General features: G+C 53.3%; 7 protein-coding genes, 11 tRNA genes and 1 rRNA gene. All 19 read left to right on the top strand.

Annotated features, from left to right (window positions below):
• A 5S ribosomal RNA gene (gene rrf, locus AC0LWM_RS20410) occupies positions 1 to 105 on the top strand; the annotation flags it as partial.
• 34 nt (positions 106 to 139) lie between these two features.
• A tRNA-Asn gene (locus AC0LWM_RS20405) sits at positions 140 to 215 on the top strand.
• 3 nt (positions 216 to 218) lie between these two features.
• Positions 219 to 294: transfer RNA gene (locus tag AC0LWM_RS20400), tRNA-Thr, on the top strand.
• 14 nt (positions 295 to 308) lie between these two features.
• Positions 309 to 383: transfer RNA gene (locus AC0LWM_RS20395), tRNA-Glu, on the top strand.
• 31 nt (positions 384 to 414) lie between these two features.
• Positions 415 to 490, top strand: a tRNA-Val gene (locus AC0LWM_RS20390).
• Position 491: 1 nt separating this feature from the next.
• Positions 492 to 566: transfer RNA gene (locus AC0LWM_RS20385), tRNA-Gln, on the top strand.
• 7 nt (positions 567 to 573) lie between these two features.
• Positions 574 to 649: transfer RNA gene (locus AC0LWM_RS20380), tRNA-Lys, on the top strand.
• Between the two features lie 18 nt (positions 650 to 667).
• Positions 668 to 750: transfer RNA gene (locus tag AC0LWM_RS20375), tRNA-Leu, on the top strand.
• Between the two features lie 10 nt (positions 751 to 760).
• Positions 761 to 835 (top strand) — tRNA-Gly (locus AC0LWM_RS20370).
• A 6-nt stretch (positions 836 to 841) separates the two neighbouring features.
• Positions 842 to 918, top strand: a tRNA-Arg gene (locus AC0LWM_RS20365).
• 25 nt (positions 919 to 943) lie between these two features.
• A tRNA-Pro gene (locus tag AC0LWM_RS20360) sits at positions 944 to 1,020 on the top strand.
• 18 nt (positions 1,021 to 1,038) lie between these two features.
• Positions 1,039 to 1,112 (top strand) — tRNA-Gly (locus tag AC0LWM_RS20355).
• 640 nt (positions 1,113 to 1,752) lie between these two features.
• Positions 1,753 to 4,539: a phosphoenolpyruvate carboxylase gene (gene ppc / locus AC0LWM_RS20350; RefSeq protein WP_474676826.1), complete on the top strand. Its 2,787-nt coding sequence runs from the start codon at positions 1,753 to 1,755 to the stop codon at positions 4,537 to 4,539.
• Positions 4,540 to 4,838: 299 nt separating this feature from the next.
• Positions 4,839 to 5,399 carry an RNA polymerase sigma factor SigW gene (gene sigW / locus AC0LWM_RS20345; protein WP_474676825.1) on the top strand — a complete coding sequence of 187 codons (561 nt, stop codon included), beginning with the start codon at positions 4,839 to 4,841 and terminating at the stop codon, positions 5,397 to 5,399.
• Between the two features lie 69 nt (positions 5,400 to 5,468).
• Entirely contained in the window at positions 5,469 to 6,065 is a 597-nt protein-coding gene (locus AC0LWM_RS20340) for a zf-HC2 domain-containing protein (protein ID WP_474676824.1), read from the top strand.
• Positions 6,066 to 6,205: 140 nt separating this feature from the next.
• On the top strand, positions 6,206 to 7,024 hold the full coding sequence (gene cdaA / locus AC0LWM_RS20335; RefSeq protein WP_474676823.1) for a diadenylate cyclase CdaA: 819 nt from the start codon (positions 6,206 to 6,208) through the stop codon (positions 7,022 to 7,024).
• Positions 7,017 to 8,405: a CdaR family protein gene (locus tag AC0LWM_RS20330; RefSeq protein WP_474676822.1), complete on the top strand. Its 1,389-nt coding sequence runs from the start codon at positions 7,017 to 7,019 to the stop codon at positions 8,403 to 8,405. Before cdaA ends, AC0LWM_RS20330 begins: the two co-directional genes overlap by 8 nt.
• A gap of 209 nt (positions 8,406 to 8,614) precedes the next feature.
• Positions 8,615 to 9,955: a phosphoglucosamine mutase gene (gene glmM / locus AC0LWM_RS20325; protein WP_474676821.1), complete on the top strand. Its 1,341-nt coding sequence runs from the start codon at positions 8,615 to 8,617 to the stop codon at positions 9,953 to 9,955.
• A gap of 965 nt (positions 9,956 to 10,920) precedes the next feature.
• Complete coding sequence (glmS, locus tag AC0LWM_RS20320; RefSeq protein ID WP_474676820.1) at positions 10,921 to 12,750, top strand: glutamine--fructose-6-phosphate transaminase (isomerizing); 1,830 nt, start codon at positions 10,921 to 10,923, stop codon at positions 12,748 to 12,750.
• Positions 12,751 to 12,900: the final 150 nt, after the last annotated feature.

The following is a 12,900-nucleotide window of genomic DNA, read 5'->3' as shown; positions in this document are numbered from 1 at the left end:
GGCGGAGGGGTTCCACGCGTACCCATCCCGAACACGACCGTTAAGCCCTCCAGCGCCGATGGTACTTGGATCGCAGGATCCTGGGAGAGTAGGACGTCGCCAAGCACAGCATAAAAGCTGTATCGTTGGTCCATAATATTCCCTGATAGCTCAGTTGGTAGAGCACTCGGCTGTTAACCGAGTTGTCACAGGTTCGAGTCCTGTTCGGGGAGCCATATGCTCTCATAGCTCAGTAGGTAGAGTGCATCCATGGTAAGGATGAGGTCACCGGTTCGATCCCGGTTGAGAGCTCCATGCCGATACAACATGGCCCGTTGGTCAAGGGGTTAAGACACCTCCCTTTCACGGAGGTAACAGGGGTTCGAATCCCCTACGGGTCACCACTTAAAACTTTAAATGAGTTGCAATCCAAATGGAGGCTTAGCTCAGCTGGGAGAGCATCTGCCTTACAAGCAGAGGGTCGGGGGTTCGATCCCCTCAGCCTCCACCATTGGGGATTAGCCAAGCGGTAAGGCAACGGACTTTGACTCCGTCATTCCAAGGTTCGAATCCTTGATCCCCAGCCATTTGTACGAGCCATTAGCTCAGTTGGTAGAGCACCTGACTTTTAATCAGGGTGTCGAAGGTTCGAGTCCTTCATGGCTCACCATGTTTTATTCAAGAAAACGCGCGTATGGCGGAATTGGCAGACGCACCAGACTTAGGATCTGGCGGGCGACCGTGGGGGTTCAAGTCCCTCTACGCGCACCATCTTTACAATGCGGACGTGGCTCAGCGGTAGAGCATCGCCTTGCCAAGGCGAGGGTCGCGGGTTCGATTCCCGTCGTCCGCTCCATAATTTGTGCCCATAGCTCAGCCGGATAGAGCGTTTGACTACGAATCAAAAGGTCGGGAGTTCGAATCTCTCTGGGCACGCCATTTCAATTTAATAAGCTTTACACTTCGGGACGTAGCTCAGCTTGGTAGAGCACCTGGTTTGGGACCAGGGGGTCGCATGTTCAAATCGTGTCGTCCCGACCATTATTTTCAAGTTTTATTGCGGGTGTAGTTCAATGGTAGAACTCCAGCCTTCCAAGCTGGTAGCGTGGGTTCGATTCCCATCACCCGCTCCATTATTTGCAACCGAATCCTCCGAGTATGGAGGTTTTTTTGTGTTTCTAGAAGAAATGAAGTGACTCTTATATATGAAGTAGGGAACAAACGAAGGACAGCATAGCAATACGCTGTCCTTTTTTTGTTTTGCCGAAGAAACGGCATGCTGCATTTTTATGAAAATGATACTAACCCAGTTTTAAAGTTCAAACGCAGATTAATCCCCCATTTTTTGTACAACCTTCGTAACCAACTGGCCAAATTCAAGCGAAAGCTGTTCCTGCAATCCTCGTGACGAGCGGCTTCGACCCACGGGGACGCGCTTGGTCAGGGACATAGATAGTGGACGGCCTGATTTCGGAACCATAGCGCACAATATCGATCCATGGCTCCTTGCTCGCACAGCTTGCACCAATCTTTCGATTACCGTTTAACCTTATTGTCTTGAATCATCGACGAGCTAAATCATTAACGGCATATAATGTTAATAGGCCCATTCTGCAATTTTGAACAAATTACCAGATGGGGAGATAGACGAGATTTGGCAGCAAAACTTTTGACAAAAAATGAACCGGAAATGAAGATTTTCATCGACATTTATAGTATGATGAAAGGAAATACAAAAAACTTGTCGAACTGATTATGGATGGGGTGAACACGATGTCTGAAACGGCTACGGTTAACAAATCGAACTCGAACAACTTGCTGCGCAGAGACGTACGATTTTTGGGTAACATCTTAGGCGAAGTTCTTGTCCATCAAGGCGGGAAAGAGCTTTTAGATATAGTCGAAAAAATTCGGGAAATGAGCAAGTCGTTGCGGGCGGAATTAATACCGGAATTGTATGATGAATTTAAGAAAATGATCGTCACATTGGACCCTGAAGCAAGGCATCAGGTTATTCGTGCGTTCGCGATTTATTTCCAACTGGTCAACATTGCGGAGCAGAATCACCGGATTCGCCGCAAACGGGACTACGAGCGTTCTTCCGGGGAAGCGATTCAACCGGGCTCGATCGAAAGCGTCATAATGGAGCTGAAGCGCCGCAACATTTCGTACGAGGAAGTGCAGGAAGTGCTTGAGGGCATTTCGCTCGAGCTCGTCATGACGGCGCACCCGACGGAAGCGACTCGCCGCGCGGTACTCGACATCCACAAACGGATCGCCGAGCAGGTCATGGAGCTGGACAATCCGGTGCTGACGCTGCGCGAGCGCGAGAGACTGCGGGAGAACCTCCTGAACGAAGTCGTCACGCTGTGGCAAACCGACGAGCTGCGCGACCGCAAGCCGACGGTAATCGATGAAGTGCGCAACGGCATGTATTACTTCGACGAAACTCTGTTCGAAGTGCTGCCGGACGTATACGAGGAGCTGGAGCGGTGCCTGGACAAATATTATCCGGCCCATCAATGGCACGTGCCTACTTATTTGCGTTTCGGTTCCTGGATCGGCGGCGACCGCGACGGCAATCCGTCCGTAACCGCGGATGTGACATGGGAGACGCTCGAAATGCACCGCGAGCTGGTGCTCAAGAAATATGAATCGCTGCTGAAGCAATTGTCCAGCCTGATGAGCTTCAGCAACAGCATCGTGAAGGTGCTGCCTGAATTAAACGAATCGATCCAACGGGACCGCGAGAGCGGGATTGTCGTGGAAGATTTGTGGCGCAACGAGAAGGAACCTTACCGGATCAAAATTTCGTATATGCTGCAAAAGCTGGCGAATACGTCCGATAAGTCGGTTACTGATAGCGATAAGCGCTACAACCGTCCTTCCGAGCTGATCGACGAGCTGAAGCTGATCGATCGCAGCTTGCGATTCCATTTTGCCGACTACGTGGCCGATACGTACATTAAGAAGATGATTCGTCAAGTGGAGCTGTTCGGCTTCCATCTGGTGACGCTCGATATTCGTCAGCATAGCAAAGAGCATGAAAATGCGATGAAAGAAATATTGGCGCAGATGAACATCGTCGTCGATTACTCGCAGCTGTCCGAAGAAGAGAAGATCGAGCTGCTGCACAATCTGCTTAACGATCCGCGGCCGCTCACATCGCCGTACTTCGATTATTCCGAATCGACGCAGGAATGCCTGGACGTGTACCGGACCGTATACCGCGCTCAACAGGAATTCGGAGAGAACTGCATCTCCAGCTACTTGATCAGCATGACCCAAGGCGCGAGCGATTTGCTGGAGGTATCCGTATTCGCGAAGGAAGCGGGATTGTTCCGCCGCATGTCGAACGGGGACGTGCACTGCACGCTGCAATCGGTGCCTCTGTTCGAAACGATCGACGACTTGCATGCCGCGCCAGGCATTATGCGTACTCTGTTCGAGCTGCCGACCTACCGCGAAAGCGTTGCGGCGAGAAATAATCTACAAGAGATTATGCTCGGTTACTCCGACAGCAACAAGGACGGTGGCGTCGTTACGGCGAACTGGGAACTGCGCGTGGCGCTGAATGATATTACGGACGCCGCGAATGCATATGATGTAAAGCTGAAGTTTTTCCACGGTCGCGGCGGAGCGCTCGGCCGTGGCGGCATGCCGCTCAACCGCAGCATCATGGCCCAACCGCCGCACACGATCGGCGGAGGCATCAAGATCACGGAACAAGGCGAAGTGCTGTCATCGCGTTATTCGATGCAGGGCATCGCGTACCGGAGCTTGGAGCAAGCGACGTCCGCGCTTATCGCGGCGGCGATGTACGCCCGTTATCCGCAAAACGATAACCGCGAAGAGAAATGGGAAACGCTCGTCAAAGGCATTTCCGAGAAGTCGCAAACGAAATACCAGGATTTGATTTTCCGCGATCCGGATTTCTTGACGTTCTTCAAGGAGTCCACGCCGCTGCAGGAAATCGGCGAGCTGAACATCGGCTCGCGTCCTTCCAAACGGAAGAACAGCGACCGGTTCGAAGATCTGCGCGCCATTCCTTGGGTGTTCGCCTGGACGCAAAGCCGGTACTTGCTGCCGGCATGGTACGCAGCGGGCACGGGGCTGCAAAGCTTCTACCAAGGCCGCGAGGAGAACATGCAGGTGCTGCGGCAAATGTACGAAAACTTCTCGTTCTTCCGTTCGCTAATCGACAATTTGCAAATGGCGCTCGCCAAAGCCGATTTGCTGATTGCCAAAGAATATGCGAACATGATCGCAGACAAAGAAATTCATCAGCGGATTTTTACCGCGATCGAAGAAGAATATAAGTTGACTTCGGACTTAATACTACAAATAACGGGGCAACAAGAAATTTTGGATAATGTGCCGGTCATTCAGGAATCGATCAAGCTGCGCAATCCTTATGTCGATCCGTTAAGCTATATTCAAGTGCAATTGCTTTCCGAGCTGCGTGCTTTGCGCGAAGAAGCGCAAGACGATCCGAACCTGCTGCGCGAAGTGCTGCTCACGATCAACGGCATTGCATCGGGACTCCGCAATACAGGCTGATTTGCGCCGCACACATCCATAGTACGTTCATGCATAACGGTGCAAGCTGCATAGGCCGGGAGTCTTTCGCTAAAAGGCTCCCGGTTTTTTTCTTAAAGAAAGTATAAGTTTCACTCTATCCTTGGCTTATATCTCTCGGTAAACGATGCGCCGATTAGGACGGCGTTAGCCGTTTATCCTTGAGCATTAGAAAAAGAAAAGTTTCTTCAAATGTTGTTGTTGTTGTTGTTGGAAACGTCGTTGCCGGAACGAAACTCGGGTCATCCCCGCCCGGCAAGACTGGAGGAATCGTTGTGCATATGATGGAGACGCGACTCGCCCGGCTGGCCCGCAAAGGCGATCAAAGGGCGTTCGCGGAATTGGTGGATCTATACAAAGATAAAATATATCATCTCGCTTACCGTATGCTGAGCAATCGCCATGAGGCCGAGGACGTCGTGCAGGAAACGTTTCTGCGCGTGTATATGAACTTGGATCGTTATGACGAATTGCAGAAGTTTTCGACCTGGATTTATCGGATCGGGACGAACTTATGCATTGACCGGCTGCGCAAGCGGAAGCCGAATTTTTCGCTGGATGCGGAAATTACGGATGCCGAAGGCATCGACGGCTACGCGATGATTCCAAGCGATAACGAGACGCCGGAGAGCCGACTGCTCTTGTCGGAGACGCAGCAGACGATCCGCAAGGCGATCGACAGCTTGCCGGTCAAATATAAGTCGGTCGTCGTTTTGCGATATTTGCACGACATGTCGCTGCAGGAAATCGGCGACGTGCTGGACATGCCGGTGACGACCGTGAAGACGCGGGTGCATCGCGGCAGGGAGTTTTTGCGGAAACGATTGGAAAAAGATTTTTGAAACATATCGAATCGTGAAACGTATGGTATTAAACAAGTAACTCAAGTATGATGAAAGGGTCGGCTGAACATGGAATGCACAAAAGCGATCTCTTTGATGCACGAGTATTTCGATGACGAGCTTCAAAGCGCCGACATTGTCCTGCTGAAGGAGCACATGCTTGGCTGTTCTTCGTGCCGCAATCATTTCAAGTGGCTGGAGCGGACAGAATCCTCCGTCAGCGCGTTAGCGATGCCGGCGGTGCCGGACGGCCTCACGGAGAAGATCATGCAATCGCTGCCGCGGAAGCGCAAGCAGAACGCATGGGTGAATTGGGTGAAGCGTCATCCGGCGGCGACCGCCGCGGCTTTGTTCTTCGTGGTGATGATGGGCAGCTTCATGACGATGTGGAATCAGAGCTCCGAGCTCGTGGTCAAAGGCTCCGATTTGGATCAATTGGTCATCCAAGGCAATACGGTCATCGTGCCGGAAGGAACGAAGATCGGCAATTTAACGGTAGAGAACGGCACAACGCAAGTGTACGGCGAAGTCGTCGGCGACCTGACGGTCATCGACGGGACGTTGTTCCAGGCGTCGACCGCGCATATTTCAGGTCATGTCAACAAAATCAATCAAGCGGTCGATTGGCTGTGGTACAAACTCGGCGAGTTGTTCGTTTCGAATTAGGTTTTGGGTAGGGAGCTTCCGCGAATCATTCGGCCGGAGGCTCTTTGCTTTGCGTAAAAAGCACTATACGGTTTGCGATTGTTATCTGGTATAGTTATAGTATATATAGAGATACAGGCAGTTTGTTGGGGGATGCGGCAATGGATTATTTTGCAGACTTGACGTGGAAAGATTCGATTAAGGATATCATTGATATATTAATCGTCAGCTATGTCATTTACAAAATGATACTGCTCGTCCGCGGGACGAGAGCGGTGCAGCTGTTGAAAGGGATTTTCGTGCTGGTGGCCACTTGGGCGATCAGTACTTGGTTCAATTTATACACGCTGCGCTGGCTGATGAATCAGATGTTTACGTTCGGGGTGCTTGCGGTTGTTATTATTTTTCAGCCGGAGCTGCGCCGGGCGTTGGAGCAATTAGGACGGGGCAAGCTGTTCAGCCGTACGTCCGCGGACGACCAGGAGTTCAGCAAACGGATCGGCGAAGTGATCAAAACCGCGAACAATTTATCCCGGCGCAAAATCGGCGCTTTGATCGTATTCGAACGGAACACGGGGCTAACCGACTACATCGAAACGGGGATCAAGATGGAGTCCGCGATCAGCTCGGAGCTCCTGATCAATATATTTATCCCGAATACGCCGCTTCATGACGGAGCGGTCATTGTTCGAGGCAGCCAGATCATGGCGGCGGGCTGCTACTTGCCGCTGTCGGAAAATCCTTTTATCAGCAAGGAGCTTGGGACGCGCCACCGCGCGGCGATCGGCATCAGCGAGGTGTCGGACGCGATTTCGGTTGTCGTATCCGAAGAGACCGGTCAAATTTCCCTTGCCATCAACGGTCAAATCGTTCGCGACATCAAGGAGGAGTCGCTCATTTCCAAGCTATTCGAGGAATTGAAGCCGAAGGTCAAAGAGAAGAGCTCTTTCTGGAAAAGGAAGGGTGAATCGAATGGATAAATGGCTGGAAAATCCGACGGTAGTCAAAATCATCGCATTGGTGCTAGGACTGCTGTTATGGGCGGTCGTTCATTGGGACGTGCAGGACAGTCCGGGGACGGTTGCTTCGCTGATGCGAACGGAAGATATCAACAATGTTAAAATTACGGCGGTGGGGTTCAACGATAAGCAATTCGTGCTTCGATCGGTGAATCCGCAGGTCGTGCGGGTGAAGGTAAAAGGCAGGGATACGGTACTGAACCGATTCAATCCCGAAGATTATCAAATTCAACTCGACCTGAGCCAAGCGCAGTCCGGAACGTATACGCTGCCGCTGCGCGCGGACTTTCCGTCGGGCGTTGACGTGCTGGAGATTTATCCGTCTCAGGTCACCGTACATATTGAAGCGTTGCAGAAGAAGGAAATCGATGTGACGATCAAGACGAAGGGGACGCCTGAGAAAGGGTATAAGGCCGGAACGCCGATCGTGACGCCGACCCGCGTACATGTTACGCTGCCGGAGAGCGAGTTGAAGAGAGTCGACTCGGTCGGGGCGGAAATGAACATCGACGGCTTAAGCAAGACGGTGAAGGACAAAGTGAAGCTGGTCGCCTACGACAGGAGCGGCAATGAAATTGCCGGAGTGCAGATCAACCCGGCGGTCGTCGAAGCCGAGGTGCCGATCACCCGTCCGTTCAAGACGGTGCCGCTTCAAGTCAAGTGGATCGGGCAGCCGCCGAAAGGCTACGCGATTTCCTCGCTTACGCAAAGCGTGGAGCAAGTCACGGTATACGGGCCGCAGCAGGTGCTGGATAAGCTGCAGTTTTACGACGGGCTTCAGGTCGATTTGTCCAACATTACGAGCAATACGACCTTCTCGATGGACTTGAACGCCGTCGGCAAAATCGAGATGGTGGAACCGGCGAAGGTGGATTTCGATATTACCGTTGTCGCTTCCACCGTGAAGCCGATGGAGAAGGTGCCGATTCTGATTAGCGGACAAAGCGACGGCTTTGTTACGAAAATAACGGACCCGGCAGGCGGCCTGATCGATGTTCCGTTGGAGGGCGCTCCGGAACTGATGAGCAAGCTGACGAAGGAAGACGTGCAGGCGATCGTCAGCGTGGCGGATTTGCCGCCGGGGACGCATAAGCTGCCGGTAACGGTAAATCTGCCGATGCTGATTAAGAAAGGCTATGAAGGGACCTTGTACGTGACAGTCGAGATAAGCCCCAAGCCATCGACACCTACGACAACAGATCCGGCGGGGCCGGATGACACGGGCACAGGCGCCGGCGGGGAGCCTCCGACCAGCGGCAGCGAGCCGGGCAGCGGGGAGAATACGGGAACCGGAGCGGACAAGCCGGAGACCGACCCGCCGTCGGGGAACAATCCGGAGTAGCGCTTATCCGGAAATAAGCATAAGGCGTGTTCGTGAGCGGCATGGGGAAGGCAAATAAGCGACGTGAAGCGGGCTAGTGGAATGTGACTTTCGCTAGCCCGGTTTCATAGATGAGACATTGGGGAATATTGGCGTGAACAAATAGCGCTTATACTGCGTCTTATAATAATAGACTTTTTCGAATAGTATGATATGGGGGAGAGAAACTAATGGGCAAATACTTTGGAACAGACGGGGTTCGCGGTGTAGCGAATCAGGATTTAACGGCAGAGTTGGCATATAAGATCGGCCGCTGCGGCGGTTATGTAATGGCCGGACATACGGAACGGCCGAAGGTTGTCATCGGACGCGATACGCGGATTTCCGGCCCGATGCTGGAAGCGGCTCTGGAAGCGGGCTTGCTGTCGATCGGCGCGGACGTTATTCGTCTTGGCGTTGTTTCGACGCCGGCTGTCGCTTATTTGACAAGAAAGCTGGGCGCGGATGCGGGCGTCATGATTTCGGCGTCGCATAATCCGGTTGAAGATAACGGGATCAAGTTTTTCGGCGGTGACGGCTTCAAGCTTTCCGACGAGACGGAGCTGGAAATCGAACGGTTGATGGACGCCGAGAAGGACGAGCTACCTCGTCCTGTCGGTGGCGCGATCGGGTCGGTGACGGAGGATCATGAAGCGAAGTTCCTGTACACCGATTTTCTACAAACGACGATCGACACGCCGCTTCAGGGCATGAACATCGTGCTGGACTGCGCGAACGGCGCGGCATACGAGCTGGCGCCGAAGCTGTTCCGCGATCTTGGCGCGAACGTAACGGCGATCTACGCGGAGCCGAACGGGCTGAACATCAACGATCACTGCGGCTCGACGCATCCGGAGAAGCTTCGTGAGGAAGTCGTGCGGCTTGGCGCGGATCTAGGGCTGTCGTTCGACGGCGATGCGGACCGCTTGATTGCCGTAGACGAGAAGGGCGAAGAAGTCGACGGCGACTTCATTCTGTGCATCCTGGGCGATGCATTGAACAAGGAAGGCCGTCTGAACAACGGTACGATCGTGACGACAGTGATGAGCAATATCGGCTTTTTCAAAGCAACGAAGAAGCTTGGGCTCATTACGGCGCAGACGGCTGTCGGCGACCGTTACGTCATGGAGGAAATGCGCCGCGGCGGTTACAATCTGGGCGGCGAGCAATCGGGGCATGTCATTTTCCTCGACCATAACACGACGGGTGACGGCATCCTGACAGGCTTGCAGCTCGCGGCGACGGTGAAGGCTTCCGGCCAGCCGCTAAGCGTGCTGAAGCAGAAGATGCGCAAATATCCGCAGGTGCTCGTTAACGTTCGCGTGGCGGACAAGAGCAAGTTTAAAGGCAATACAGCCATCGAAGAGGCGATTGCCAAGGTCGAGGCCGAGCTCGGCGACAACGGCCGCGTGCTCGTCCGTCCGTCCGGGACGGAATCGCTCATCCGCGTGATGGCGGAAGGGCCTGACAAGGAGCAGGTGGAAGCTTACGTGGCGGAAATCGCCGAAGTGGTAGAGGCTGCGCTGCGGTAGAATTCGGCTCTGGCAGGCTATTTGTCAGGTGAGGTTCGTAACAACGAACGGCTGATAGATGCTGTTTAGATAAGGTCAGTTGTCAAGAGATTCCCCCAGGTGAGGTGTGTTTCATGCATGCCCTTTGGGGGAATTTGACTTTCATGCAGCGGTTTATTGAGGTCACGTTGCGGAGTCGGGCAGTTGTCCTATATAGGGGCTGTTCGCCTATGCGATTTTTTTCTTCTTAGGGTGATGGGCTCAGGTAATATTAAGCAATTTGGTGGAATTTGCAGGTATTGCTGTGAAAATGAATGAAAATGGGTTGCGCGGACCGCAAAAAATGAATAAGATGATTAATAGTACTCCGAAGCAGAAAGCGAGGGTAGAGGTTAGACGGATTGACAAGCGCCAGAGCTTGGCTAGACAGACTGACGAGGGTCGGCATTAACCGGTTAGGTTAATCTGCACGGAACATCATTGACGAGGTTAGGAATGCGCCTGAATGGCTTTGCCGATCCTGCGAAATGATGTTACATCAATAAAGGTTTCGTTATTGCTGCCTGTTGAAAGGTTCAGCGATATAACCTGAAGATGGACGTGCGTCCCTCATATGGATGAAAAGCAAGCTGACGAGGTGGAGGGGTTCGAAGTTTTCGGCGGGGGCCTCCCGGTTAATCATCATAGCCGTAAAACCGGTTAGCAAAACGATCGGGTAACCGATCGGACAAGAAGCCGGTATGATGATGCATTTTTGAATGCGAACTTAAGCGAATGATTTATATATATTTTTGCGAAACAATAAACTAAATTGATCATGAATGTCGGAAGATCCTGAACCGGCTACGGCCGGTACGGCGGAAGTTTGGGATTGTGTCATTCATGACGATCACGATAAGGTAAACAACAAGTGAATACGATCTGCCGCTTCGGCGGCGCTTCCGTTATCAGGTCTTTCGGCATGTCATAACGGAGGGTTATTCATTATGTGCGGAATTGTTGGATATATCGGGAAACGGGATTCGCAAGCGATTTTGCTTGAAGGATTGAAGAAGCTGGAGTATCGCGGCTACGATTCGGCGGGAATTGCCGTATATACGGGCAACGGTCTGGAGATCATGAAGGCGAAGGGTCGTCTCGCGGTGCTGGAGTCGAAGCTGACGGAGCAGCCGCTAAGCGGCGGCGCAGGCATCGGACATACGCGCTGGGCGACGCACGGCAAGCCGTCGGACGTGAACTCGCATCCGCATACGGACAACTCGATGAAATTTTCCGTTGTCCATAACGGGATCGTCGAGAACTATATCACGCTGAAGGAAGAACTGATCGCCAAAGGCCACCGGTTCGTATCGGAGACGGATACGGAGGTAATCTCGCACCTGATCGCCGACGAATACGACGGCGACATCGTGAAGGCGGTACAGTGTGCCATTCGGCGGATGCGCGGCGCTTTTGCGCTGGGCGTGCTGTGCGAATACGAGCCGGAGAAGCTCGTTGCCGTTCGCTGCGCGAGCCCGCTAGTTATCGGGATCGGCGAAGGCGAAAACTTCATCGGCTCGGACATTCCGGCGATTCTGGAATATACGCGCGACGTGTACATCCTGAACGACGGCGATATGGCTGTTCTGACGAAGGACGCTGTCGAATTGATGACAATCGAAGGGAATTTTATTGCACGGGAAATACTTCATGTCGATTGGGATCTCATCACCGCGGAAAAAGCCGGATTCGATCACTTCATGCTGAAAGAAATCTATGAGCAGCCGAAGGCGTATCGCGATACGATGCGCAGTCGCATTGCCGCCGACGGAAGCGGCGTCGTGATGCCGGAAGTCGGCATGACGCCAGAGCAGCTTCGCTCCGTGGAGCGGGTGCATATCGTCGCATGCGGCACGGCTTATCACGCCGGGCTGGTCGGCAAGACGGTGCTGGAACGGATGATGCGCGTTCCGGTCGAAACCGACGTGGCGTCGGAATATCGCTACCGTTCGCCGATCATTACGGAGCGCACGCTTGTTATCGTCGTTAGCCAATCCGGCGAAACGGCCGATACGCTGGCGGCGCTCCGCGAGGCGAAACGATGCGGCGCACGGGTGCTCGCGATCACGAACGTGGTCGGCAGCTCCGTCGCACGCGAAGCCGACGACGTGATCATCACGCACGCCGGTCCGGAAATTGCCGTCGCTTCGACGAAGGCGTATACGACGCAGCTTGTCGCTTTTTATTTGCTTGGGCTGTACATGGCCCAAGAGCTCGGCACGCAGGATGCCGCGTACATCCGGCAAATGATTGCCGCGATGCAGGCATTGCCGGAGCAAGTCGAGCACATTTTGAATCAATCCGCACGGATGAAGGACTATGCCGAACAGATCGCTGAACATCAGCACTTATTTTTCATCGGCCGCGGCCTCGACTATGCGGTTGCGCAAGAAGGGTCGCTGAAGCTGAAAGAAATATCGTATATTCATTCCGAAGCTTACGCGGCGGGTGAATTGAAGCACGGGACGCTCGCGCTGATCGAAGAAGGTATACCGGTTATCGCTTTGGCGACGCAGGAAGACCTGTTCGAGAAGACCGTGAGCAACATCAAGGAAGTCAAAGCGCGCGGCGCGAACGTACTCGGACTAGGCTTCGAGGGCGACGCCGAGCTGGCGAAGTCGGTCGACCAGCAGGTCGACATCCCGCGCACGCTGCCAATGCTTACGCCGGCGCTGTCCGTCGTGCCGCTGCAGCTGCTGTCGTATTATGCAGCGCTGGCATTGGGCAACGACGTGGATAAGCCAAGGAACTTGGCGAAGAGCGTGACGGTGGAGTAGGGAAAGAAAAGCAAATAAACTCAGCAAAAAGTCATATAGAAGCCGAGCAAATTCAGGGACATTTCCCGGCATTTGCTCGGCTTTTTTCTATTCATCCAGCTACGCCGCGGCAGGTTAGGCAAAAACTATTGGCATAAATTTGCAAGAGGG

It is taken from the genome of Paenibacillus sp. sgz302148, assembly GCF_056120465.1.
This window is presented reverse-complemented; position numbering and strand designations above follow the sequence as displayed.

Bases quoted from the DNA above. Each gene is read 5' to 3' on its own strand.
- cdaA (WP_474676823.1), top strand. From the start codon at position 6,206: ATGGATTATTTTGCAGACTTGACGTGGAAAGATTCGATTAAGGATATC.
- ppc (WP_474676826.1), top strand. From the start codon at position 1,753: ATGTCTGAAACGGCTACGGTTAACAAATCGAACTCGAACAACTTGCTG.
- AC0LWM_RS20340 (WP_474676824.1), top strand. From the start codon at position 5,469: ATGGAATGCACAAAAGCGATCTCTTTGATGCACGAGTATTTCGATGAC.
- sigW (WP_474676825.1), top strand. From the start codon at position 4,839: ATGATGGAGACGCGACTCGCCCGGCTGGCCCGCAAAGGCGATCAAAGG.
- glmM (WP_474676821.1), top strand. From the start codon at position 8,615: ATGGGCAAATACTTTGGAACAGACGGGGTTCGCGGTGTAGCGAATCAG.
- glmS (WP_474676820.1), top strand. From the start codon at position 10,921: ATGTGCGGAATTGTTGGATATATCGGGAAACGGGATTCGCAAGCGATT.
- AC0LWM_RS20330 (WP_474676822.1), top strand. From the start codon at position 7,017: ATGGATAAATGGCTGGAAAATCCGACGGTAGTCAAAATCATCGCATTG.